The following is a 22,529-nucleotide window of genomic DNA, read 5'->3' as shown; positions in this document are numbered from 1 at the left end:
GACGGCATCGCCCAGGTGAACCAGGCGGTCACGCACCTCGATCAGATGACGCAGCAGAACGCGGCGCTGGTGGAGGAATCAACGGCCGCAGCCGCCTCGATGCGCGACCAGGCGCAGCGGCTGGCGGAGGTGGTGTCTGTGTTCAACGTGGGAGCGGTGGCCGCGCGGGCCCCGGCAGCGGCGCCCCGGGCAGCACCAGCGCCTGCGCCCCGGCCTGCGGTGGCCAAGGCGGCGGCCAACGCTCCGCGCGTGGCGTCTGCAGCAGCCCCCAAGGCACCTGCGCCAGCGCCGGCACGCCTGCCTGCCGCCAAAGCCTCGTCACCCGCGCCCGCCGCCAAGGCGGCAGCGCAGGGAGGCGATGACGATTGGGAGAGCTTCTGAAGACAGGGTTGCCCGCGCTTGGCGGCTCAGCGCGGGGCGCGGATCTTTTACAGACCCGCCGCGCAGCGGGCTAGACCTCCGCGCCTTCCACCAGAAACTGCACCTTGCGTTCACCCTTCCACTCGTTCACGTCGAGGCGGAAGGCCAGCAGCACGCGCGCGGGCAACTGCTCGGTGTGGCCGAACCAGATGGCGTCCACGGGGTTGCCCTGGTGGATGAGCTTGAGCGACAGGTGGTTCTTGGCCTCGCCCACCAGGCGCTGGCTCACGATCTGCACTTCTTCGCTGAAGGTGGGCGGCGCAAAACCCTGGCCCCAGACCTCGCGATGCAGGGTGTCCACGATGTCGGCACGGCAGTATTCGGGGGCCAGCGGGCCGTCGGTTTCGATGCGGCGGGTGAGGGTGGCGGCGTCCAGCCATTCTTGCGCGACCTGGGCAAAGGCCTGCTCGAACACGTCGAACGATTCCTCGGCCACGGTGCAACCCGCCGCCATGGCGTGGCCGCCAAATTTGAGGATCACGCCCGGGTGGCGCTTGGCCACCAGGTCGAGTGCGTCGCGCAGATGAAAGCCGGGGATGGAGCGGCCCGAGCCTTTGAGCTCATGCTCCTTGCCCGGCGCACTGCTCGCGGCAAACACGAACGTGGGGCGGTGCAGCTTGTCCTTGATGCGGCTGGCCACGATGCCGACCACGCCCTCGTGGAAGTCGGGGTCGAACACGCTGATGGCTGGGGGCGGCTCTTCGCTTTCGTCGAACAGGCTTTCGGCCATGAGCATGGCCTGCTCGCGCATGCCGCCCTCGATCTCGCGGCGCTCGCGGTTGATGCCGTCGAGCGTGCTGGCGAGTTCTGCGGCGCGGCCTGCGTCGTCGGTCAGCAGGCATTCGATGCCCAGCGTCATGTCTGCCAGCCGCCCGGCAGCGTTGATGCGTGGGCCTAAAGCGAAACCAAAATCGAAGGTGGTGGCGGCGGGCGCCTTGCGGCCTGCGGCATGGAAGAGCGCAGCGATGCCTGCGGGCATCTGGCCCATGCGAATGCGTTTGAGGCCCTGGGCGACCAGGCGGCGGTTGTTGGCGTCGAGCTTGACCACGTCGGCCACGGTGCCTAGCGCCACCAGGGTGAGCAGCGGGTCGAGCTTCGGTTGGCTGGCGGCGTCAAACACGCCGCGCGCGCGCAACTCGGCGCGCAGCGCCAACAGTGTGTAGAACATCACGCCCACCCCGGCCATGGACTTGCTCTCGAACGTGCAGCCGGGCTGGTTGGGGTTGACGATGGCATCGGCCGCCGGCAGCGCGGGGCCGGGCAGGTGGTGGTCGGTGACGAGCACCTGCAGGCCCAGGGCCTTGGCCTCCGCCACGCCTTCGACGCTGGCGATGCCGTTGTCCACGGTGATGAGCATGTCGGCGCCGCGCTCGGCCACACGGCGGGCGATGGGGGGCGTGAGGCCGTAGCCGTCCGTCACGCGGTCGGGCACCAGGTAGTCCACGTTCCGGGCGCCCAGCAGGCGCAGGCCGCGCACGCCCACGGCGCAGGCGGTGGCACCGTCGCAGTCGTAGTCGGCCACGATGACCAGGCGCTGGTTCTGCGCCATGGCGTCGGCCAGCAGGCGCGCGGCGGCGTCGATGCCCTTCAATCCCGACGGGGGCAGCAGGCGGCCCAGGCCGTCGTCCAGCTCCTCATGGGCGCGCACACCGCGTGCAGCGTACAGGCGGGCCAGCAGCGGGTGCACACCGGCCTGCTCCAGCGCCCAGGCGGCGCGGGGGGGAATGTCTCTTGCTACTATTTTCATAGCTTATGGAGCATGTCTGCCGCGCGCAGGGGCCTGAAAAAGCCTTGAAAACGCTGTGACAGAGAGCGGGGCGCGCTGTGGAAGGCCTGCGCATTGCGCTCGCCGCACAGCGTGAGCATCACAGGCGCGCCTGCCTCGGCCTGGCGCAGCAGCCCGGCCACAGGGCCCGCGTCCAGCGCGGTCCAGGCCTGGGCCCATGCGCGCCAGTCTTCGCGCAGCGCGGCATCGCGCAGCGGGGTGGGCATGGAGGGGGCGGCGGAAGGGGCGGGCACCGGCTGGGGCAGCGCGCCCGCGCCATGCACCCAGAAGGAGTTGACCACCGGCAGCCCGCGCGCCCCGCGCTCGTCGTTGAAGGCGTGGGTGTAGAGCAGCATCTGCATCTCGCTGTGCAGGCGGTGCAGGGTGCGGGCCTGCTTGGCGTCGGGCATCCAGGCGCGCACGTCGCGCAGCAGCACCCGTTCCAGCGATGCGGTAGCCAGGTTGGCAAACAGCGGGCCGCTGGCGAGCCAGCGCGTGGGCTGCTCATAGTGCAAGGTGATGCCGTCTTCGGCAAACCAGGGCGCCACGATGGCCAGCAGCGCGCGCGATGCGGTCTCATTGAGGCCCAGTTGCTCCGGGTCGCGCAAGGTGACGTGGTCGGTGCTGACCTGCCACTGGCAGGGGGTGACAAAGGCCCAGGCTTCTGCGTCCGTCGAAAGACCTTGCTGGTGGCGGTGCCAGGCGGCCCAGGGGATGTGGCCGTCCTCGGCAGGCAGGCCCAGGGCGCGGGCCAGGGCGCGTTCGTGCGGGGGGGTGAAGCTGGTTTCCTCGCCGTCGTCGCTCTGGGCGGTGTGGGGGCTGAGCCGGGCAAGGAGCCGGTCCAGGTGGGGGAGGGGGAGGTTTTGCAGGGCTTGCTGGCATCCTTCAGAGGCGCTCGCTGCGCCCGGGATCAGCAAATGGGTGGTGTCCGACATCCCGCTATTGTCCGGGATGCCACAATCTGTCCGGCCCGGCCCCGGCATTCCGCTGGGGCGAGGCCTTCTTTCCCATTCCATGAAAATCCCCTACGAACTGGCCCTGGGCTGGCGCTACACGCGCGCGGGCCGCGCCACGCGGCGCAATGGCTTCATCTCGTTCATCTCGGGCGTGTCCATGCTGGGCATTGCGCTCGGGGTTGCGGCGCTCATCATCGTGCTCAGCGTGATGAACGGCTTTCAGAAGGAAGTGCGCGACCGCATGCTCAGTGTGGTCTCGCACATCGAAATTTTTGCCCCCCAGGGCGCAGCGCTGCCCGACCCTGCGCGCACGCTGGCCGAGGCCAAACAAAACCCCAACGTGATCGGCGCCGCACCCTTTGTGGCCGCGCAGGCTTTGCTGGCGCGGGGCGAGGACATGAAGGGTGCGCTGGTGCGGGGCATCGACCCGGCGCTGGAGGGCGCGGTGACCGACCTGGCCGCCACCAACGAGAAGGTGCTGCAGCAACTGGTGCCCGGTGAGTTTCGCGTGGTGCTGGGCGGCGAACTGGCCCGTGCCCTGGGCGTGCGGGTGGGCGACCCGGTGACGCTGATTGCGCCCGCCGGTCAGGTGACGCCTGCAGGCGTGGTGCCACGCCTCAAGCAGATGACGGTGGCGGGCACGTTCGACTCGGGCCACTATGAATACGACTCTGCGCTGGTGTTGTTGCACCATGAGGACGCGCAGCGCATCTTCCGCCTGGAGGGCCCCACGGGCGTGCGCCTCAAGCTCAAGGACCTGCACCAGGCGCGCGAGGTGGCGCAGCAATTGGCGGGCACGCTCAGCGGCCAACTGCTGATCCGCGACTGGACGCAGCAGAACCGCACCTGGTTTGCCGCCGTGCAGCTCGAAAAACGCATGATGTTCATCATCCTCACGCTCATCGTGGCCGTGGCGGCATTCAACCTGGTGTCCACGCTGGTGATGACGGTGACCGACAAGCGCGCCGACATCGCCATCCTGCGCACGCTGGGCGCCAGCCCGAAAAGCATCATGGGCATCTTCGTGGTGCAAGGTGCCATGGTGGGCGTGATCGGCACGGCCGTGGGCCTGCTGCTGGGCCTGGGCATTGCGTTCAACATCGACGTGATCGTGCCCGCCATCGAAAAGGCGCTGAACGCGAGCTTTTTGCCCAAGGACATCTACCTCATCAGCAAGATGCCCAGCGAGCCACAAAGCAGCGACATCGTGCCCATCGGCTTGATCTCGCTCGTGCTGGCCTTTGTGGCCACGCTCTACCCCAGCTGGCGCGCCAGCCGTGTGAACCCCGCAGAAGCTCTCCGCTATGAATAATGTAGCTTTCAACCCAATACCATCAGGCGGTAACGGCCAAAATGGTTTGATAAATGGTGCGGTGGTGCTGGAGGCTCGGGGCCTGACCAAGCGCTTTACCGAAGGCCGCCTGGACGTGACCGTGCTGCAAGGCGTGGACCTGCAGGTGCATGCGGGCGAAACCCTGGCCATTGTTGGTGCATCGGGCTCGGGCAAGAGCACCTTGCTACACCTGCTGGGCGGGCTGGATGCGCCCACGGCCGGGTCGGTGCGGCTCAAGGGGGCCGAGCTGTCGGCGCTGTCGCCCCAGGAGCAGGGCCAGTTGCGCAACCAGCACCTGGGCTTTATCTACCAGTTTCACCATCTGCTGCCCGAATTCAGCGCGTTGGACAACGTGGCCATGCCGCTGCGCATCCGCCGCATGCCTTCTGAACAGGCCCACCAGGCGGCCGAGCAGGTACTGGCGGCCGTGGGCCTGAAGGCGCGCGTGCACCACCGTCCGGCCGAGTTGTCGGGCGGCGAGCGCCAGCGTGTGGCCATTGCGCGCGCGCTGGTCACGCGGCCGGCCTGTGTGCTGGCCGACGAGCCCACCGGCAACCTGGACCGGGGCACGGCCGATGGCGTGTTCGAGCTGATGCTCCAGCTCGCGCGCGACCATGGCACGGCGTTTGTGATGGTGACGCACGACGAATCCCTGGCCGTGCGCTGCGGCCGCGTGGTGCGGATTGCAGAAGGAAAGCTGCAGGCGCCACGCGCCTGATCGCTCTGGCTGGATAGGCGCGCCGGTTCAGATCCCGAGGATCTTCTTGGCCTCGGCCAGCGCCTTCATTGAATCGTCGTGTTTGCCCGCCTTGTGGTGGGTTTCGCCATCGGCGCGCAGCTGTTTGACCTTGGCCGCGTTGTCGGCCGACAGGCTGGGGTTGGTGGCGAGCTTGGCGTCGATGGCCTTCATCTCGTTGGGGCAGTTGTGGGCCAGCGCCATGCCTGCGGCAGTGGCCAGAAGGGCGGCCAGGGCCGTGGTGCGGATCAGGGAACGCATGGAATGATCTCCTTTGTGCGAATACCAGGGCCGACGAATTGGAGTGCCGAGGCAGGGGCCCTGTGCCTGCGCCCGGCGGGGCTCGGGGGGCTACATCACCCGTCCGTACCACCACACCGACAGCGCCGCCGCCAGCAGGGCCAGCACAGCGCCCGCCAGCGCGAGCAGGGCGGAAATTTCGGTTTCGCGCTTCTCCACCGTCAGGCGTGAGCTGAGGGTCTGGTAGACCTTCTTGAGGTCGGCCGCCGTGGCGGCATGGAAATATTCGGCGTTGGTGCGCGCGGCTACGGCTTTCAGCGTCTCTTCGTCCAGCCGTACGCGCATGGACCAGCCTTCAAATCCAATGGTCTCACCTTGCACCGTGCCCACGCCCACGGTGTACACGCGCACGCCGCGGTCGGCCGCCCACTTGGCGGCTTCGAGCGGGTCCACGCCCGTGGTCCGCTGCCCGTCGGTCAGCATGATGATGGCGGCCGAGTTGTAGGAGCCCGGTGCCACGGGGGTGAAGGGCTTGGCCGGGTCCTGCTTGCCGATTTCGTCGATGGGCTTGGGGCGCATGGCTTGGCGGCCACCCAGTGCTGCGATGTCGATGCCCGCATCGGGAAAGATCGTGGCCAGCGACAGCATGATGCCGTTGCCTGTGGCCGTGCCGCGCTGCAGCTGAAAGCTGTCGATAGCCTTGACCAGGTCTTCGCGGCTTTGTGTGGGCAGTTGCGCCAGCTGGGCGCTGCCCGCAAAGGCCACGATGCCCACGCGCACATGGCGCGGCAGCTCGGCAATGAAGGCCTTGGCGGCGTTTTGCGCAGCGGTGATGCGGTCGGGCTCCACGTCGGCCGCGCGCATGCTGCCCGACACATCCATGGCCAGCATGATGGTCTGGTCTTGCGAGGGCAGGGTGATCACCGCCAGGGGCCGCGCGGCGGCCAGTAGCAGCGCAATGAGAGCCAGTAGAAAGAGTGCGGGCGGGATGTGGCGCCGCAGGCGCTGGCCGGGGCCCAGGGCCTCGCGCACCAGCGACAGGCTGGAGTAGCTCAGCGCGGTCTTCTTGCGCCGGTGCAGCAGCCACCAGTACAGCAGCACCAGCAGGGGCGCAACCAGCAGCAGCCAGAGCAGGGTGGGCCAGAGAAAAACCATGGTGCGGGTCCTCAGGTGGCGTAGTGGGGGTGGGTCGCGGTGGCATCCGCCGTGGCGCGGGGCGCCCGCACGCGGCGTTGGCGCAGGTCCATGAAGCGCAGCAGGGCGTCCACCAGGTCGTCGTCGGTGCACAGCTCCAGCGTGTCGGCCCCGGCGCGCGCCAGACCGTCGCGCAGTGTGGCCTCGCGCTCGGCCGCCAGCTGTGCAAAGCGGCGGCGGAAGGCGGCATCGTGGGTGTCCACCTGCAGTTGCTCGCCGCTTTCGGCGTCGCGCAGGGTGATCAGGCCCAGGTCGGGCAGCTCCAGCTCCAGCGGGTCGAGCAGCCGCACGGCCACCACGTCGTGGCGCTGGGCCAGTTGCGCCAGGGGTTTCTCCCAGCCCGGAGCGCTGATGAAGTCGGACACCACAAACACGGTGGCGCGGCGGCGCAGGTTGGCCAGACCGGTTTGCAGCAGCCGGTGCAGCTCGGTGGCCGCACCGCCGCCTTTGGGCTGGGGCGTGGCGGGCGGGGTAGGGGCCAGCAGGCGGTGCACCAGGTGCAGCACATGGGCGCGGCTGCTGCGGGGTGGCAGCACGGCGTCTACCGCGCGTTCGGCCTGGTCGCTGGCGCCGCCGTACAGCATGGCGCCCACGCGGTTGCCGTGGCGTGTGAGCAGGCGCGAGAGCACGGCCACAAAGCCGGTGAGGATGTCGCGTTTGGCACGCCCTTCCGGTCCAAAGCTGATCGAGGGGCTCAGGTCCAGCAGGAACCAGGCGGTCATCTCGCGGTCTTCGGTGAACACGCGCACATGGGGCTGGTTCAGGCGGGCGGTCACGTTCCAGTCAATGTGCCGCACGTCGTCGTGTGGCTGGTACTCGCGCAGGTCGGCCAGGTCCAGCCCGCTGCCGCGCATCAGGGTGCGGTAGTCGCCTTGCAGCAGACCATCGAGGCGGCGGATGACCTTCCACTCCAGCTCGCGCAGCAGCCGGTCGGCCTGCCCGGGCAAGGTCGGCAGGGTGTGGACTGTGGCGGAGGGGGTGTTGGGCGGCTTGTTGCTCATATCGGAGGCTCAGGCCACTTTTTGTTCATGGTGCAAAGGCCGCGCGGGCGCAGGAATCTTGGCCATGATGCGCTGGATGAGTGCGTCGGCATCCAGCCCTTCGGACAGCGCCTCATACGACAGCGCAATGCGGTGGCGCAGCACATCGGCAGTCAGGTCGGTCATGTCTTCGGGCAGCACATAGTTGCGCCCGCGCAGCATGGCCAGGGCCTGGGCACCCTCGGCCAGGGCAATGGTCGCGCGGGGGCTGGCGCCACAGGCGATGAAGCCGGCCAGGTCTTTGAGGCCATGCTTGGCGGGCACCCGCGTGGCGGCCACCAGTTTCACCGCGTGTTGCAGCAGGGAAGGGTCCACATACACCGTGCGGCATTCTGCCTGCAGCGCCGCTAGCTGGGCGGTGGTGGCCACGGGCAGCACCTGCACGGGCTTGTCCAGCGCGCGCTGGGCGATCACAAACTCTTCTTCTTCGGTGGGGTAGTCGATCAGCACTTTCATCATGAAGCGGTCCACCTGCGCCTCGGGCAGCGCGTAGGTGCCCTCGGTCTCGATGGGGTTCTGCGTGGCCATCACCAAGAAGGGCTCGGGCACCTTGTGGGTTTCGCCCGCAATCGTGACCTGGCGCTCCTGCATCACCTCCAGCAGCGCGCTCTGCACCTTGGCGGGCGCGCGGTTGATCTCGTCGGCCAGCAGCAGATGGGTGAACACGGGGCCCAGCGTGGTGCTGAATTCGCCCGTTCTCTGGTTGTACAGACGCGTTCCCACCAGGTCGGCGGGCACCAGGTCGGGCGTGAACTGGATGCGCTTGAAGCTGCCCTGGATGGTGCTGGCCAGCGTCTTCACGGTGAGCGTCTTGGCCAGGCCCGGCACGCCTTCGACCAGCAGGTGGCCCTGGGCGAGCATGGCGACCATGACGCGCTCCAGAAAGCGGTCCTGGCCCACCACCACGCGTTTGACTTCATAGAGCACCTGCTCCATGAGGGTGGCGGTGGCGGCGTTGTTCATGGCGCTGGGGGATGGTGTGGTATCCATGGTGCTCCTTGGGGACGGTCGGGGTCAGAAGGGGGGCATGCCAACGGCCGAGGCCGCGTTCTCGATCGGCACCGCAAACCCGATGCCGATGAAGGTGCGCGCGGGCGTGGGGTTGAGGATGGCGGTGACGATGCCCACCACTTCGCCATCGAGCGTGACCAGTGGCCCGCCCGAGTTGCCGGGGTTGGCCGCCGCGTCGAACTGGATCAGGTTGCTGAGCTGGCGCTTGCCCTCGGGCGAGGTGAATTCGCGCTGCAGGCCCGACACCACCCCGGCAGATGCCGAGGGGCCGATGCCGAAGGGGAAACCCACGGCCACCACGTGGTCGCCCGGGCGCAGGTTCTGGGTGGAGCGCAGGGTGGCGGCTTCCAGGTCATCGGGCACCTTGTGTGCCTGCAGCACGGCCAGGTCGTTCTCGGGCTGGGCACCGGTGATGCTGGCGGTGGTTTCCAGCCCGTCGTGGAAGGTGATGCCGATGCGGTCGGCGCCCGCCACCACATGCAGGTTGGTCAGGATGACGCCCTTGTCCACGATGACCACGCCCGTGCCGATGCCCCGCTCGACTTCCTCCTTGCCGTTCTTGCTGCGGCCGTAGCCCACCACGCGCACGATGGAGGGGGCGATGCTTTCTACGGCGCGGGCAGCGGCCGATGGCGGCGTGGTGGTTTCCAGCGTGCGCAGCACGGCGGCATCGATGTCGTCCTGGGTGATCTTGCGGGCAGGGCTGCGGCTGCTGTGCCAGGCGCTGGCTACCAGCAGGGCTGCCAACAGCACCACGATGGTCCAGAGGGCCCACAGCTGGCGCCGCACTGGAGGAGCGTGTGGGGCCGCCGCCTGGTTCCGGGCCGCATCCTGCAGCGCGGGCGGCGCATCGGCAGAGGGCTGGGCAGCGTTCGCAGGTGCTGCGGGTGCGGCCACCACCGGGGCGGGGGCACGGCTGCGGGCGGGGCGAGAGCTGCTGTAGAGGGCGGGCCGGGGCATCCTGTCACCTTTGCTCTGGGAGCCTGCGGGTGCTCTCGGGGCGTCCCCGGAAGCGCATTCGCAGGTTCAATTGCGCCGAGGGCTGGCGCACGCAAATGACGGTAGCACGGTTTGCCCGTAAATGCACACGCAGGGCTACCACCGCAGTGTGGACCGCGTCGCATGGGGCATCATCGGTGCATGACGACCGCCTGGATTGACACCCACTGCCATCTTGATGCGCCCGAATTCGATGCCGACCGCAATGCGGTGCGCCAGGAGGCGACCGTACAGGGGGTGGGGCATTGCGTGATCCCGGCCGTGGAGCGCAGCAACTGGGAGACCGTGCGCCTGCTGGCGCACCAGCATGGGGACAGCTATGCGCTGGGCATCCACCCGCTCTACACCGGGCGTGCCGACGATGGGGACGTGGCGCTGTTGCAAGAGATGCTGGCCCAGCACCATGCCGACCCGTGCCTGGTGGCCATCGGCGAGATCGGCCTGGACTACTTCGTGCCGGGGTTGGACCCCACGCGGCAGGAGCGGTTTTACCGGGCCCAGCTGCAGCTGGCCCGCCGGTTCGACCTGCCGGTGATCCTGCATGTGCGCCGGTCGGCCGACAAGCTGCTCAAGGGCCTGCGGGACCTGCCGGTGCGTGGCGGCATTGCGCATGCCTTCAACGGGAGCTTGCAGCAGGCGCAGGCCTTCATCGGCCTGGGTTTCAAGCTCGGCTTTGGCGGCGCCATGACTTACGACCGCGCCTTGCAGCTGCGGCGCCTTGCGGCCGAGCTGCCCGAGGAGGCGCTGGTCCTGGAGACCGACGCCCCCGACATCCCGCCCCACTGGCTCTATACCCCGGCCGCACAGCGGGCCGAGGGCCTGCCCCAGGGGCGCAATGCCCCGGCCGAGTTGCCGCGCATTGCCGAGGTGCTGGCGCAGCTGCGTGGCCAGCCCCTGGCGGCACTGGCCCAGGCCACCACGGCCAACGCCTGCGCGGCACTGCCCCGGCTGGTGCCCTTGCTGGCGTTGCGAGGCATTGACGGCGAAATTGAGGAGTAATTTGGGAGCTTTGGGCCGTGTGGTAAACGGTTTACAGCTATCTTTTTTTGCGGCCACCCCAAGGTGCTTGCGTGGTTTCGGTCCAGAATTGGCCCATGTCCGACCTCTGCGCCCCCAGCCTTGCGCCTGTTCCTGCTCCTGTTCGGTGGCAGGGCTTGCCACCCGTGGCGTCTGAAAAGACGGTGGTGCTGGTGCTGGGCAGTTTTCCGGGCGCGGCCTCCTTGCGGGCGCAGCAGTACTATGCTCACCCCCAAAACCATTTCTGGAAGATCCTGCAGGCCCTCTGGCCGCAGCATCCACTGCCCGCAGCCGGGCCGGAGCATTACCTGCAGCGCTGCGACTGGCTGTTGGCGCGCGGGCTGGGGCTGTGGGATGTCTATGCCAGCTGCGAACGCGAAGGCAGCCTGGACACCAGTATCCGCAACCCCCTTGTCAACGACTTTGCCCGCTTGCTCGGGCGCTGTCCCCGGCTGGTGGCCGTGGCCCACAACGGGGCCGAGAGCTTCCGGCATGCCCCGGCGGTGCAGGCCAGCCTGGCGGCGCTGCACAGGCCGCCGTTGCAATCCGTGCGACTGCCATCGACCAGCCCGGCCAACGCGTCCTGGAGTTTTGACCGTAAATTGGCGGCCTGGGCGGCAGTGTTGTCGGCCCACCGCCTGCTTTGAACGCTTTGAATGACCCGCAAAAAAGAAAAACTGCAAGAGTTGCCCGAAGTCAGTGTGTCGGACGACGGTGAGGTGCGCCACCTGCACCTGGGTACACCGTGGATCCAGGGTTCCATGCGCATTGATGAGCCCTTTGCGCTGGAGCTGGAGTATGTGCAGCGCATGATGGCCTGGCTGCTGTTTTCCGACCTGGCGCAGGTGTCCAAGGGCCATGCCATGCAACTGGGCCTGGGGGCAGGCGCCATCACCAAGTTTTGCCACAAGAAGCTGCGCATCTGCAGTACAGCGATCGAGCTGAACCCGCAGGTGCTGGCTGTGTGTCGCCAGTGGTTCAAGCTGCCGCCCGATGGCCCCAAGCTGCGTGTGGTGCTGGCCGATGCGGCCAAGGAGATCCAGAACCCCATGTGGCTGGGCACGGTCGATGCGCTGGCGGTGGATCTCTACGACCACGAGGCCGCAGCGCCGGTTCTGGATAGCCCGGATTTTTATGCTGATTGCCGGGCGTTGCTGTCGGACACGGGCTGCATGACGGTCAACCTGTTCGGCCGTGCGTCCAGCTTTGACCGCAGCCTCCAGAGCATGGCCCAGGCCTTTGGCAACGATGCGCTGTGGGCATTCAAGCCAACCCGCGAGGGCAATACGGTGGTGCTGGCACAGCGCACGCCCTCTCGGCCCAAACGTGCGGAGCTGGCGGAACAGGCCGAAGCGATCCAGGCGCGCTGGGATCTGCCCACCACCAAATGGCTGCGGGCGTTCAAGCCGGTGGCCCCCTGAAAGGTTTTTGACATGAATGCCTCCGTGGACATCCCCGGCCGCCTGAAGGCCGCGAAGCACGTCGGTCCGGTGGACTGGCGCCGCATGGTGCAGTGGCTCAGCGATGACCATGTGATCTCGCGCGAGGAAGCGCAGCGCACCATTGCCCGCTGCTCACAGGCCGAAAGTTCGCAGCATGCGCTGGTGCGACTGGCCAGTGTGGCCATGGAGCGTGCAAGCGACGGCAGGCCGCTCGATATCGAGGCGCTGTCCGAGTACCTGGCCACGCGGGCAGGCCTGGACTACATGCGGATTGACCCACTCAAGGTGGATGTGGGCCGTGTGGCCGACACCATGAGCGCTACCTACGCCGAGCGCCACAAGGTGCTGCCCGTGCAGGTTTCGGCCAAAGAAGTGGTGGTGGCCACGGCCGAGCCCTTCATCGACGACTGGGTGGCCGAGGTGGAGCGCCAGTCGCACCGCGCGGTGCGCCGTGTGGTGGCCAACCCGCAGGACATCCACCGGTTCACTGCGGAGTTTTTTGCACTGGCCAAATCCGTGCGTGCGGCGCAGAAGGCGGGGGGGAATTCGGGCGGCAGCAGCTTTGAACAGCTGGTGGAGCTGGGCAAAAGCAACAAGCAGCTCGACGCCAACGACCAGGGTGTGGTCAAGGTGGTGGACTGGCTGTGGCAGTACGCGTTTGACCAGCGTGCGAGCGACATCCACCTGGAGCCGCGCCGCGAGCAGGGCGTGATCCGTTTCCGCATCGACGGTGTGCTGCACCCGGTCTACCAGATGCCAATGGGGGTGCACAACGCCATGGTGTCGCGCATCAAGCTGCTGGGTCGCATTGATGTGGTGGAAAAACGCCGCCCGCAGGACGGTCGCATCAAGACGCGCAACCCGCGCGGCGAAGAAGTGGAAATGCGCCTGTCCACGCTGCCCACCGCATTCGGCGAAAAGATGGTCATGCGGATCTTTGATCCGGACAACGCGGTCAAGGACCTGGATGCCCTGGGTTTTGCACAGCACGACGCACAGCGCTGGGAGGCGCTGGTCAAACGCCCGCACGGCATCATCCTCGTGACCGGGCCCACGGGCTCGGGCAAGACCACCACGCTGTACTCCACGCTCAAGCGTGTGGCGACCGAAGAGGTCAACGTGAGCACGGTGGAAGACCCGATTGAAATGATCGAACCCAGCTTCAACCAGACCCAGGTGCAGCCGCAGCTCGATTTCAACTTTGCCGAAGGCCTGCGTGCCCTGATGCGCCAGGATCCGGACATCATCATGGTGGGTGAAATCCGGGATCTGGAGACCGCAGAAATGGCCATCCAGGCTGCGCTCACGGGGCACCTCGTGTTTTCGACGCTGCACACCAATGATGCACCCAGTGCCATCACCCGCATGATGGAGCTGGGGGTGCCGCCCTACCTGCTCAACGCCACCTTGCTGGGCGTGCTGGCCCAGCGGCTGGTGCGTACGCTGTGCAAGCAGTGCAAACAGCGGGACGAAACGGCTTCGCGCGATGCGCTGGCCGAGGTCGTCAAGCCCTGGAAGATCAATGGCGCCTACCAGCCCTACAAACCCGTGGGTTGCGTGGACTGCCGCATGGGCGGTTACCGTGGGCGCATGGGGCTGTATGAATTGCTGACCGTGAGCGAAGCACTCAAGGACCGGATCACCCAGGCCCCATCCATCGACACCCTGCGCCGCCAGGCTGTGCAGGACGGCATGCGTCCGCTGCGTCTGGCGGGGGCGCTGCGGGTGGCCGAGGGGTTGACCACCATGGACGAAGTGATCGCGGCCACTCCCCCGCTGGAGTAACGCGCCCAGCGCCGTACAGGCGTCTCCCTGGGCAGCGGTTCGTGGTTCGCACGCGATGCTTTGCCCGCGCGGTGTGGCCATGGGGCGTTACTGGATGTAGGTGGAATCCACATTCGCGCGGGCCATGCTTGCACGCACAATCGCGCAGTCAAGATTTCCGCCTAGGAGACATTTCGTGAAAATCAAGAGTCAAAAAGACTTTTTTTCCGGCCTCATGTTCATGGGTGTCGGAGTGGCGTTTGCGTGGGGTGCAACCACGTACAACGTCGGCACTGGCGCCCGCATGGGGCCCGGCTATTTCCCCCTGTTGCTGGGTATCTTGCTTGCCATCATCGGCAGCGTGATCACCTTCAAGGCAGTCACGGTGGAGACCCAGGATGGCGACAAGATCGGCAAGTGGGCCTGGAAGCCGCTGTTCTTCATCCTGGCTGCCAACTTCGCGTTCGGCATTTTGCTGGGAGGGTTGCCCAGCCTCGGGGTTCCGGCCATGGGCCTCATCGTGGGCATCTATGCACTGACCTTCATTGCGAGTCTGGCGGGTCAGGAGTTTCACGCGAAGTCCGTGTTCCTCCTGGCCACCGTGTTGGCCATTGGCAGTTATGTGGCATTCGTCTGGGCGCTCAAGCTGCAGTTCCCCGTGTGGCCCAGTTTCATCACGGGTTGAGCAGGAGCACCGACCATGGATTTGATCAATAACCTCTCGATGGGTTTTGGCGTGGCGTTCACGTTCCAGAACCTGATTTACTGTTTTGTCGGTTGTCTGCTGGGTACGCTGATTGGCGTGTTGCCCGGCATTGGCCCCGTGGCAACCATCGCCATGCTGCTGCCGGCCACCTATGCGCTGCCGCCCGTGGCGGCGCTGATCATGCTGGCCGGTATCTACTACGGCGCGCAATACGGTGGTTCCACTACCGCCATTCTGGTGAATCTGCCTGGCGAGTCGTCGTCGGTGGTGACCGTGATCGACGGCTACCAGATGGCGCGCAAGGGCCGCGCGGGCCCGGCGCTGGCGGCTGCCGGCCTGGGTTCGTTCTTTGCAGGCTGTGTAGGCACGCTGATTCTGGCGGCCTTCGCACCTCCGCTGACCGAAGTCGCCTTCAAGTTTGGCCCGGCCGAGTATTTCTCGCTGATGGTGCTGGGCCTGATCGGCGCGGTGGTGCTGGCCTCGGGCTCCCTGCTCAAGGCGGTGGGCATGATCGTGCTGGGCCTGCTGATGGGCCTGGTGGGTACCGACGTGAACTCGGGCGTGGCGCGCTTCAGCTTCGACATCCCTGAGCTGACCGATGGCATTGGCTTCGTGACCATCGCCATGGGCGTGTTCGGCTACGGTGAAATCATTGCCAACCTGTCGCGTCCCGACGAAGACCGCGAGGTGTTCACTGCCAAGGTGGAAGGACTCTTCCCCACCAAGGACGACTTCAAGCGCATGATTCCTGCCGTGCTGCGTGGCACCTCGCTGGGTGCTGCCCTGGGCATCTTGCCCGGTGGTGGTGCTCTGCTGGCCGCTTTTGCCGCCTACACGGTGGAAAAGAAGACCAAGCTGCAACCTGGCGAAGTGCCTTTTGGCCAAGGCAACATCCGTGGCGTGGCGGCTCCCGAGTCGGCCAACAACGCGGGCTCGCAGACCTCGTTCATCCCCCTGCTGACCCTGGGCATTCCACCCAACGCCGTGATGGCGCTGATGGTGGGCGCCATGACCATCCACAACATCCAGCCTGGTCCCCAGGTGATGACCAGCAACCCCGAACTGTTCTGGGGCCTGATCGCTTCGATGTGGATCGGCAATGCCATGCTGATCGTCCTGAACCTGCCGCTGATCGGCATCTGGATCAAGCTGCTCACAGTGCCCTACCGCTGGCTGTTCCCCTCGATCGTGTTGTTCTGCGCGGTGGGTGTGTACTCCACCAACAACAACACCTTCGATATCTGGATGGTGGGTGCGTTCGGCCTGATTGGCTACATTTTCTACAAGCTGGGTACCGAACCCGCGCCTTTGCTGCTGGGTTTCATCCTGGGCCCGATGATGGAAGAGAACTTGCGCCGTGCGCTGCTGCTCTCGCGCGGTGACTGGAGCGTGTTCGTGACGCGTCCTCTGTCGGCTGGCCTGCTGGCGGCTGCGGCCCTGCTGCTCATCATCGTGCTGCTGCCTGCCGTGAAGAACAAGCGCGAAGAAGCTTTTGTGGAAGATTGATCGCCCTCGGGCTTCCTGCTTTCCCTGACTGAACAACGGCACCTGAGGGTGCCGTTGTTTTTTGGGCAGAGGCATTCGTTTCTGGCTGCTGTTGCCGGTACACAATCGCAGGCAGAGGTCCGCATGCCCACACCATTCCATCCCGCGCAGCACCCCCACCGGGCCATGCTGCACAACGAAATCCACGCCCGCCCGCCCGAGGCGATGAATGCCCCCCTGGCCATCGCACATATCGTGATGCTGGCCGATGCTGCCGGGCGCGAGGCGAGCCGGGCCCATGTTGCCGCGCTTTTGCGCGACCACCACATGGCCCTGCCGGATGCGCACACCACCCATCTGCGGATGGATCTGGGCGCCTTTCGCATGCGCTGGGAGCTGCACACCGAGTTCGTCACCTGGACCTTCATGGTGCCAGCCCCCATGGAGGCTTTTGGCGAGCGCGAGCCCGTCAGCGCCATGGATGCCGTGCCCCACGACTGGCTGGCCGCTTTGCCCGGGCAGTGCCTGTGCAGTCTGAACCTGTGGGTGCTGCCGACGCACACCTTTGGCTCGGGTTCGCTGGTCAAACATGTGCTGCACGAGGACACGCTGGTGGCCTCCACCGTGGCCGATGGCCATGGCGAGGTCTACACCGACTTCGCCATCCATGCCGACGGTTTTTCGCGCATGGTGCTGCTGGCGGGGGGCATGACGCCGCGCCGCCTGGGGCGCCTTGTGCAGCGCCTGCTGGAAATCGAAACCTACCGCATGGCCGCCTTGCTGGGCCTGCCCGCCGCCCGCGAAGCGGCCAGCGTCCTGGCCTTTGCCGAGCGCGAACTGGCCGAGCTGGCCAATGCCATCCGCACCGCCAACCGTGACGATGAGCCGGCCCTGCTGGACCGCCTGACCCGGCTGGCCGGCCAGGTGGAGAGCCAATATGCCGCCTCGCACTCGCGGTTTTCGGCCAGCAGCGCCTACTTCGAGCTGCTGGACAAGCGCATCGAGGACATTGCCGAATCGCGCCTGGCGGGCATGCAGACCATCCGCGAGTTCATGGACCGGCGCCTGACCCCTGCACGCAGTACCTGCGAGTGGGCTGCGCGCCGCCAGGACGCACTATCGCAGCGTGTCTCGCGCATGAGCAACCTGCTGCGCACCCGCGTGGAGATCGAGCAGCAGCAAAGCAGCCAGGCACTGCTGACCACCATGAACCACCGGCAGGACCTGCAGCTCAAGATGCAGTCCACCGTGGAGGGACTGTCCGTGGCGGCCATCACCTACTACATCGTGGGTCTGGTGAGCTACCTGGCGAAAGGAGCGCAAAAGCTGGGCTGGCCCCTGTCGCCCGAAACCACTGCGGCCATTGCCATTCCCGTGGTGGCTGTGGGCGTGTGGTGGTCGCTGCGGCGCCTGCATCACAAGGTGTTTCACAAGCAAGGTTGAGCTGTCCAACGGAGCGATGCGGGGCCTGCGCCACTTCTGGCCATCGCTGATGAAGGGGGTGCCCACACAGAGCTTCGATGGCACTGGTTGGGGATGCCTGTCACACTCGGCGGCTAGCGATCAGCGTGTGCGCAGTGCGTTCAGCCCGCGCGTTTTCTGACAAAAAATCCAAGCCCCGTGTCGTCAGCCCCCCCTCCATCCGCGCAGGCCCCCACCCCGGTGCCTACTGCCAAGGCGCACATGGCCTCGGGCCTGCTGCTGGCGCTGGCAGGCTCCATTGCGTTCAGTGGCAAGGCCATCATTGTCAAGCTGGCGTACCGCCACGGCGTGGACGCGGTCACGCTCATCATGTACCGCATGCTGTTTGCGCTGCCCATCTTTGCCGTGATGGCCTGGTGGGCCAGCCGGGGCAAACCGCCCCTGAGCCGCAAGGACTGGCTGGGTGTGCTGGGTCTCGGGATCACGGGGTACTACCTGGCGAGTTTTCTCGACTTTGCCGGACTGGCCTACATCAGCGCCAGCCTGGAGCGGCTCATCCTGTACCTCAACCCCACCCTGGTCGTGGTGCTGGGCTGGCTGCTGTATGGCCGGGGCATCCGCTGGGCGCAGGCAGCGGGCATGCTGGTCAGTTACTGCGGGGTGGTGCTGGTGTTTGGCCACGAGGCCAACCTGCAGGGCACCAACGTGGCCTGGGGGGCGCTGCTGGTGTTTCTGAGTGCTGTGAGTTATGCCATCTATCTGGTCTACAGCGGCGAGATGGTGCAACGCCTGGGTTCCCTGCGCCTGGTGGGGCTGGCAACCACCGTGGCCTGCCTGTGCTGCCTGGCGCAGTTTGTGGTGCTGCGGCCCCTGGAGGCTGCCGTGGTGGCGCCGGAGGTGATCTGGCTATCTGTCCTCAACGCCACGTTGTGCACGGCCGCGCCGGTGTTGATGGTGATGATGGCCATCGAGCGCATTGGCGCGGGCATGGCTGCCCAGGCGGGCATGGTGGGGCCGCTGTCCACCATCCTGATGGGGGTGTGGATTCTGGGCGAGCCCTTCACCGTCTGGGTGGCGGCGGGCACGGCGCTGGTGGTGGCGGGGATTTTTGTGTTCACCCGCCTGGCGCGCCGCCCGGGTGCTTGAAGCGGGGCCGCCGTACCCTGGCAGCAGGGTACTGGCGCATCCTCACCCCGCCTTTTTGGCGGCGGGCGCTGGCCGGTTGGCGGGTGTGGGTGCGGCTGGTGCACCGCCTCCACCACCACCGCCCAGGCGCTGCGCAATCGTGGCCCGGGAGCCCCCCAGCCCATCAAGCTGCCGACCCATGGACTGCTCCAGGTAGTCCAGGCGGGCCTGGGCGGCCGGGTGGGTGGACATGGTCAGCGTGAACATCGGGTTGTCCGGCGTCACGGTGCGTAGCTGCTGCAGCACCGACACCAGCCCGTACGGGTCGAACCCGGCCTTGGCCGCCATGGCCACGCCGCTGCGATCGGCTTCGAACTCATCGGACTGGCTCAGCCCTTTGGTGTAGACCGTGCGGAACAGCGACAGCAGCTGGTCTTTGACAAGCTGGCCCGCCACGTTGCTGGTGCGGATCTGTGAGGCCAGCAGCTGGGTGCCCACACCCGCCATGGCGCTTTGCCGGATGGCCTGCAGGTGGTGCTTGGCGGTCACGTGCGTGATCTCGTGCGCAAGGATGCCCGCAAGTTCGGATTCGTCGGCGCAGCGGTCGATCAGGCCTTTGGTCACGAACACGTAACCACCGGGTGCGGCGAAGGCGTTGTACCCGGCGTCATCCAGCACCACAAAGGCCCAGGGCAGCCCGGGGCGGGGCGACTGCAGGCTGATCCAGCGGCCCAGGCGGTTCACGTAGCGTTGCAGCGCCATGTCCGGGTGGGCAGGCTTGGCGCCCAGCAGCAGGGCGGCCAACTGGCGGCCGATCTCGATCTCCTTGGGCTCGTCGATGTTGTTCAGCGACTGGGTCAGCAGGCTGATCAGGTCGTCCCCTTGCGCAGCCGGTGCGGCCTTGCCGCCCGTGATCGTCGAGCCTAGGCCGCCGCCTAGGGAGTTCAGCAGGTTGTTCATGACGTTCTGGCTGTAGGCCGCCAGGGGGACCGCCGCCAGGGCAGTCAACAGGGCGGCCACCCCTGCACAGCGCTTCCGGCCGAAGTTCCGGTGCATGTTCATCTCCTCAGTTCGGGCTGTAGTTGGGGTCGGACGGGTTGCCGGAACTGCCACCGGAGCGGCTGCCGGACCCACCGGACGGCAAGGCGGGCTGTGCCATGGCGGGCACGTCACGCGCCTGTAGCGACGCGGAACTGGCGAACTGGCGCGCCTGGTCGGCGTTCACCCGCATGCCTTCAACCCTGCCCACAGCGGCCGGGTTGGGTTGTGCCTTGGCAATGTCTTCAGCATCCAGGCCGCGAATGCCCACTGTGGAGGTTGCTGTGGTGGTGTTCGCGCCGCTGTTGCCGCCGAACAGCCCCCCGAGGCCTCGCAGGCCGCCGGTGGCGGTGTTGTTGCTGGCTGCTGCCGCGCCGGATTGGGGGCCCAGATCGAACATGTGCACCCAGCCTGTGGCACCTTGGGGTGTGCTCACCTTGGTCCAGGGGCCTTTGCGCTCGCTGCTGCGTGTCACGACGGTGTTGGCCTCCAGCGGGGCGAGGCTGGCACCGTTGTCTGCGGGGCTGTCGCGCAACTGCGTGGCGCGCTTGATCACGGCACTTTCCTGGGCATGGGTGGCGCCAGTGACCAAGGCCAGCGCGACCCCCGCCAGTGAGGTGGCCAGAGCGTTAGGGTGCAGCCATTTCATGGTTCAACTCTCCATTTATGATTTGCCCACGCTATATGTATCAGTGTGCAACTTGGAGATTGTTATGGATTTGGGTATCGCAGGCAAATGGGCGCTGGTGTGTGGCGCCAGCAAGGGGCTGGGCTTTGGTTGTGCGCAGGCGCTGGTGCGCGAGGGCGTCAACGTGGTCATCAACGCCCGCAATGCCGGTGCACTCGATCAGGCTGCTGCCCGTTTGATAGCTGAATGTGCAAGCCAGGCGCGCGCAAAGGGGCTCAAAGAGTATGAAATTCAGGTGCCCCAGGTGCTGGCCGTGGCGGCCGACATCACCGCCCCTGCCGGGCGCGAGGCCGTGTTCTCCGTGGCGGGTGGCCCAGGGCGGGATTTCGACATCGTGGTGACCAATGCCGGGGGGCCGCCCACCGGTGACTTCCGCGACTGGAACCGTGACGCCTGGATCAAGGCGGTGGATGCCAACATGCTCACGCCCATCGAGCTCATCCAGGCCACGGTGGATGGCATGGCCGCGCGGGGCTTTGGCCGCATCGTCAACATCACGTCCAGTGCGGTGAAGGCGCCCATCGACATCCTGGGCCTGTCCAACGGCGCACGCAGTGGCCTCACAGGGTTTGTGGCGGGTGTGTCGCGCAGCAAGATCGCGGCGAGGGGCGTGACCATCAACAACCTGCTGCCTGGCAAGTTCGACACCGACCGCCTGGCGGCCACTGTGACGGCGGCTGCAGGCAAGGCGGGCAAAAGCGTGGAGGATGTCCGTGCCGTCCAGCAGGCGCAGATCCCGGCGGGCCGTTATGGCACGGCCGAAGAGTTTGGGGCGATCTGTGCCTTTTTGTGCAGCCAGCAGGCGGGCTACATGACCGGCCAGAACGTGCTGGCCGATGGTGGTGCCTACCCAGGCACCTTCTGACGGCACATGGTGGCCAGTGACGGGGGACAGCGGCTACCAGGCCCCTTTGGGAGACCGCATGGAGGGCAGGGGCAAGGCCATGCCATGCACCAGTTCTCTCGAAGGCTCACGCGTGGCGTTTTGCCGACAATTTGCCTTTGGGGCTGAAAAATTGGTGGAATACTGCACGCCATTGTCTGCCATGTTCACCACCCCCCGCACCTTGACCTCCCACTTTCGCCGCCAGGCGCTTCTTCTGTGTGCAGCGCTGGTTGCATGGGGCGGGGTGCACGCGGCCGATCCCCCTGGCAGCAGCGCTGCTGCGCCGTACAAACTGCGGGTGGTCGGCGGGCTGGCTGCGATCAATCAGTACACACGCCAGGAAGAGCCCTTCTGGAGCAGGGAGCTGTCCCGCCTCAGTGGCGGCAAGTTCCAGGCAGAGATCGTGCCGTTTGACCGGGCGGGGGTGCCCGGCAACGAAATGCTGCGCCTGCTGCAGCTGGGGGTGGTGCCGTTTGGCACCACGCTGATGAGTTCATTCACCTCGCAATACCCCGAGTACACCGCCCCCGATCTGGCGGGCCTGAACCCCGACATCGCCACACTCAAGACCACCCTGGGTGCCTTTCGCCCCTATCTGGAAAAAGCCTTGCGCGAGCAGCATGGTGTGCAGGCGCTGGCGATCTATGTGTACCCCGCGCAGGTGGTGTTCTGCAAGAAGCCGCTGCGTGCGCTGTCCGACCTGTCCGGGCGCCGCGTCCGGGTTTCGTCTTCCACGCAGGCCGACTTTGTGGGGGCACTGGGCGGCGTGCCGGTGCTGACCAGCTTCTCGCAGATCGTGCCCAGCTTGACAGCGGGCAATACCGAATGTGCGATCACGGGCACCATGTCGGGCAACATCCTGGGCCTGCCCACACTCACTTCCCATGTGCACACCCTGCCCGTGACGTGGGGCCTGGCCATCTTTGGCGCCAACCAGGCGGCCTGGGCGGGCCTGCCTGCCGACCTGCGCGAACTGCTCAAGCGCGAGCTGCCCCGGCTGGAGTCGGCCATCTGGGCCGAGTCTGAGCGCGAAACCGCCGAAGGCCTGGCCTGCAACCGGGGCGCACCCACCTGCACTGGCGGCACCAAGGGTGCGATGGTGGTGGTGCCTGCTTCGCCTCAGGATGAGCGCAGCCGCCAGGAGATCCTGGCCTCCACCGTGCTGCCGCGCTGGGTGCAGCGCTGCGGCGCACGCTGCGCCCAGACCTGGAACCAGACGATTGGCCCCGCGCGTGGCCTGCTGGCCGCGCCCGTCAAATAAA

General features: G+C 66.7%; 21 protein-coding genes and 1 pseudogene. 13 read left to right on the top strand and 9 right to left on the bottom strand.

The genetic code is table 11. The annotated features are described in order from the left end of the window. A pseudogene (locus AC07Z7_RS05460) lies at positions 1 to 381 on the top strand (methyl-accepting chemotaxis protein); the annotation flags it as partial. Between the two features lie 70 nt (positions 382 to 451). On the opposite strand, the gene recJ reads toward AC07Z7_RS05460, so the two are convergent. Both recJ and AC07Z7_RS05450 read right to left on the bottom strand, forming a co-directional pair. Beyond that, complete coding sequence (gene recJ / locus AC07Z7_RS05455) at positions 452 to 2,167, bottom strand: single-stranded-DNA-specific exonuclease RecJ (protein WP_494765592.1); 1,716 nt, start codon at positions 2,165 to 2,167, stop codon at positions 452 to 454. Next, positions 2,164 to 3,120 carry a phosphoglycerate mutase gene (locus AC07Z7_RS05450; RefSeq protein ID WP_494765591.1) on the bottom strand — a complete coding sequence of 319 codons (957 nt, stop codon included), beginning with the start codon at positions 3,118 to 3,120 and terminating at the stop codon, positions 2,164 to 2,166. Before AC07Z7_RS05450 ends, recJ begins: the two co-directional genes overlap by 4 nt. Before the next feature lie 79 nt (positions 3,121 to 3,199). Between AC07Z7_RS05450 and AC07Z7_RS05445 the strand changes: the two genes are divergently transcribed. Next, positions 3,200 to 4,453, top strand: a complete 1,254-nt coding sequence (locus AC07Z7_RS05445; RefSeq protein WP_494765590.1) for a lipoprotein-releasing ABC transporter permease subunit — start codon at positions 3,200 to 3,202, stop codon at positions 4,451 to 4,453. Then, positions 4,446 to 5,192: a lipoprotein-releasing ABC transporter ATP-binding protein LolD gene (gene lolD, locus AC07Z7_RS05440; RefSeq protein WP_494765589.1), complete on the top strand. Its 747-nt coding sequence runs from the start codon at positions 4,446 to 4,448 to the stop codon at positions 5,190 to 5,192. The genes AC07Z7_RS05445 and lolD overlap by 8 nt, the downstream gene beginning before the upstream one ends. A gap of 27 nt (positions 5,193 to 5,219) precedes the next feature. On the opposite strand, the gene AC07Z7_RS05435 is transcribed toward lolD, so the two are convergent. The 5 genes from AC07Z7_RS05435 to AC07Z7_RS05415 form a co-directional block, all read right to left on the bottom strand. Beyond that, positions 5,220 to 5,471: a PA2433 domain-containing protein gene (locus AC07Z7_RS05435; RefSeq protein WP_063461349.1), complete on the bottom strand. Its 252-nt coding sequence runs from the start codon at positions 5,469 to 5,471 to the stop codon at positions 5,220 to 5,222. 90 nt (positions 5,472 to 5,561) lie between these two features. Further along, positions 5,562 to 6,605 (bottom strand): VWA domain-containing protein, encoded by a 1,044-nt coding sequence (locus AC07Z7_RS05430; protein ID WP_252657595.1) that lies wholly within the window; start codon positions 6,603 to 6,605, stop codon positions 5,562 to 5,564. An 11-nt stretch (positions 6,606 to 6,616) separates the two neighbouring features. Next, on the bottom strand, positions 6,617 to 7,645 hold the full coding sequence (locus tag AC07Z7_RS05425) for a DUF58 domain-containing protein (RefSeq protein ID WP_494765588.1): 1,029 nt from the start codon (positions 7,643 to 7,645) through the stop codon (positions 6,617 to 6,619). A gap of 9 nt (positions 7,646 to 7,654) precedes the next feature. Next, positions 7,655 to 8,674 carry an AAA family ATPase gene (locus AC07Z7_RS05420; RefSeq protein ID WP_094285347.1) on the bottom strand — a complete coding sequence of 340 codons (1,020 nt, stop codon included), beginning with the start codon at positions 8,672 to 8,674 and terminating at the stop codon, positions 7,655 to 7,657. Positions 8,675 to 8,698: 24 nt separating this feature from the next. Then, positions 8,699 to 9,655 (bottom strand): S1C family serine protease, encoded by a 957-nt coding sequence (locus AC07Z7_RS05415; protein ID WP_494765587.1) that lies wholly within the window; start codon positions 9,653 to 9,655, stop codon positions 8,699 to 8,701. Positions 9,656 to 9,835: 180 nt separating this feature from the next. On the opposite strand from AC07Z7_RS05415, the gene AC07Z7_RS05410 reads away from it, so the two are divergent. The 8 genes from AC07Z7_RS05410 to AC07Z7_RS05375 all read left to right on the top strand — a co-directional run bounded on the left by AC07Z7_RS05410 (position 9,836) and on the right by AC07Z7_RS05375 (position 18,676). Continuing rightward, a complete protein-coding gene (locus AC07Z7_RS05410) occupies positions 9,836 to 10,693 on the top strand; it encodes a TatD family hydrolase (protein WP_494765586.1) in 858 nt (285 codons plus the stop codon). A 95-nt stretch (positions 10,694 to 10,788) separates the two neighbouring features. After that, positions 10,789 to 11,358, top strand: a complete 570-nt coding sequence (locus tag AC07Z7_RS05405) for a DNA-deoxyinosine glycosylase (RefSeq protein ID WP_494765585.1) — start codon at positions 10,789 to 10,791, stop codon at positions 11,356 to 11,358. 9 nt (positions 11,359 to 11,367) lie between these two features. After that, positions 11,368 to 12,132 (top strand): class I SAM-dependent methyltransferase, encoded by a 765-nt coding sequence (locus tag AC07Z7_RS05400; protein ID WP_494765584.1) that lies wholly within the window; start codon positions 11,368 to 11,370, stop codon positions 12,130 to 12,132. Positions 12,133 to 12,144: 12 nt separating this feature from the next. Continuing rightward, a complete protein-coding gene (gene tfpB, locus AC07Z7_RS05395) occupies positions 12,145 to 13,938 on the top strand; it encodes a type IV pilus assembly ATPase TfpB (RefSeq protein WP_494765583.1) in 1,794 nt (597 codons plus the stop codon). Between the two features lie 175 nt (positions 13,939 to 14,113). Next, positions 14,114 to 14,602 carry a tripartite tricarboxylate transporter TctB family protein gene (locus AC07Z7_RS05390; protein WP_094285353.1) on the top strand — a complete coding sequence of 163 codons (489 nt, stop codon included), beginning with the start codon at positions 14,114 to 14,116 and terminating at the stop codon, positions 14,600 to 14,602. Positions 14,603 to 14,617: 15 nt separating this feature from the next. Further along, positions 14,618 to 16,129: a tripartite tricarboxylate transporter permease gene (locus AC07Z7_RS05385; protein WP_094285354.1), complete on the top strand. Its 1,512-nt coding sequence runs from the start codon at positions 14,618 to 14,620 to the stop codon at positions 16,127 to 16,129. A 123-nt stretch (positions 16,130 to 16,252) separates the two neighbouring features. Next, positions 16,253 to 17,551, top strand: a complete 1,299-nt coding sequence (locus AC07Z7_RS05380; protein WP_494765582.1) for a DUF3422 family protein — start codon at positions 16,253 to 16,255, stop codon at positions 17,549 to 17,551. A gap of 240 nt (positions 17,552 to 17,791) precedes the next feature. Next, on the top strand, positions 17,792 to 18,676 hold the full coding sequence (locus tag AC07Z7_RS05375; RefSeq protein ID WP_494765594.1) for a DMT family transporter: 885 nt from the start codon (positions 17,792 to 17,794) through the stop codon (positions 18,674 to 18,676). Positions 18,677 to 18,718: 42 nt separating this feature from the next. Here the strand turns inward: AC07Z7_RS05375 and AC07Z7_RS05370 are convergent, their stop codons facing one another. Further along, positions 18,719 to 19,711: a M48 family metalloprotease gene (locus AC07Z7_RS05370; RefSeq protein WP_494765581.1), complete on the bottom strand. Its 993-nt coding sequence runs from the start codon at positions 19,709 to 19,711 to the stop codon at positions 18,719 to 18,721. A gap of 10 nt (positions 19,712 to 19,721) precedes the next feature. Then, on the bottom strand, positions 19,722 to 20,342 hold the full coding sequence (locus AC07Z7_RS05365; RefSeq protein ID WP_494765580.1) for an SH3 domain-containing protein: 621 nt from the start codon (positions 20,340 to 20,342) through the stop codon (positions 19,722 to 19,724). Positions 20,343 to 20,406: 64 nt separating this feature from the next. Between AC07Z7_RS05365 and AC07Z7_RS05360 the strand changes: the two genes are divergently transcribed. Both AC07Z7_RS05360 and AC07Z7_RS05355 read left to right on the top strand, forming a co-directional pair. Further along, positions 20,407 to 21,246 (top strand): SDR family oxidoreductase, encoded by an 840-nt coding sequence (locus AC07Z7_RS05360; protein WP_494765579.1) that lies wholly within the window; start codon positions 20,407 to 20,409, stop codon positions 21,244 to 21,246. 181 nt (positions 21,247 to 21,427) lie between these two features. Further along, on the top strand, positions 21,428 to 22,528 hold the full coding sequence (locus AC07Z7_RS05355) for a TRAP transporter substrate-binding protein (RefSeq protein ID WP_494765578.1): 1,101 nt from the start codon (positions 21,428 to 21,430) through the stop codon (positions 22,526 to 22,528). Position 22,529: the final 1 nt, after the last annotated feature.

This window comes from Acidovorax sp. GW101-11A03 (assembly GCF_059424825.1).
This window is presented reverse-complemented; position numbering and strand designations above follow the sequence as displayed.

Excerpts from the sequence above, each read along its gene's own strand:
- recJ (WP_494765592.1), bottom strand. The coding sequence starts at position 2,167 with ATGAAAATAGTAGCAAGAGACATTCCCCCCCGCGCCGCCTGGGCGCTG.
- AC07Z7_RS05450 (WP_494765591.1), bottom strand. The coding sequence starts at position 3,120 with ATGTCGGACACCACCCATTTGCTGATCCCGGGCGCAGCGAGCGCCTCT.
- AC07Z7_RS05445 (WP_494765590.1), top strand. The coding sequence starts at position 3,200 with ATGAAAATCCCCTACGAACTGGCCCTGGGCTGGCGCTACACGCGCGCG.
- lolD (WP_494765589.1), top strand. The coding sequence starts at position 4,446 with ATGAATAATGTAGCTTTCAACCCAATACCATCAGGCGGTAACGGCCAA.
- AC07Z7_RS05435 (WP_063461349.1), bottom strand. The coding sequence starts at position 5,471 with ATGCGTTCCCTGATCCGCACCACGGCCCTGGCCGCCCTTCTGGCCACT.
- AC07Z7_RS05430 (WP_252657595.1), bottom strand. The coding sequence starts at position 6,605 with ATGGTTTTTCTCTGGCCCACCCTGCTCTGGCTGCTGCTGGTTGCGCCC.
- AC07Z7_RS05425 (WP_494765588.1), bottom strand. The coding sequence starts at position 7,645 with ATGAGCAACAAGCCGCCCAACACCCCCTCCGCCACAGTCCACACCCTG.
- AC07Z7_RS05420 (WP_094285347.1), bottom strand. The coding sequence starts at position 8,674 with ATGGATACCACACCATCCCCCAGCGCCATGAACAACGCCGCCACCGCC.
- AC07Z7_RS05415 (WP_494765587.1), bottom strand. The coding sequence starts at position 9,655 with ATGCCCCGGCCCGCCCTCTACAGCAGCTCTCGCCCCGCCCGCAGCCGT.
- AC07Z7_RS05410 (WP_494765586.1), top strand. The coding sequence starts at position 9,836 with ATGACGACCGCCTGGATTGACACCCACTGCCATCTTGATGCGCCCGAA.
- AC07Z7_RS05405 (WP_494765585.1), top strand. The coding sequence starts at position 10,789 with ATGTCCGACCTCTGCGCCCCCAGCCTTGCGCCTGTTCCTGCTCCTGTT.
- AC07Z7_RS05400 (WP_494765584.1), top strand. The coding sequence starts at position 11,368 with ATGACCCGCAAAAAAGAAAAACTGCAAGAGTTGCCCGAAGTCAGTGTG.
- tfpB (WP_494765583.1), top strand. The coding sequence starts at position 12,145 with ATGAATGCCTCCGTGGACATCCCCGGCCGCCTGAAGGCCGCGAAGCAC.
- AC07Z7_RS05385 (WP_094285354.1), top strand. The coding sequence starts at position 14,618 with ATGGATTTGATCAATAACCTCTCGATGGGTTTTGGCGTGGCGTTCACG.
- AC07Z7_RS05380 (WP_494765582.1), top strand. The coding sequence starts at position 16,253 with ATGCCCACACCATTCCATCCCGCGCAGCACCCCCACCGGGCCATGCTG.
- AC07Z7_RS05375 (WP_494765594.1), top strand. The coding sequence starts at position 17,792 with ATGGCCTCGGGCCTGCTGCTGGCGCTGGCAGGCTCCATTGCGTTCAGT.
- AC07Z7_RS05370 (WP_494765581.1), bottom strand. The coding sequence starts at position 19,711 with ATGCACCGGAACTTCGGCCGGAAGCGCTGTGCAGGGGTGGCCGCCCTG.
- AC07Z7_RS05365 (WP_494765580.1), bottom strand. The coding sequence starts at position 20,342 with ATGAAATGGCTGCACCCTAACGCTCTGGCCACCTCACTGGCGGGGGTC.
- AC07Z7_RS05360 (WP_494765579.1), top strand. The coding sequence starts at position 20,407 with ATGGATTTGGGTATCGCAGGCAAATGGGCGCTGGTGTGTGGCGCCAGC.
- AC07Z7_RS05355 (WP_494765578.1), top strand. The coding sequence starts at position 21,428 with ATGTTCACCACCCCCCGCACCTTGACCTCCCACTTTCGCCGCCAGGCG.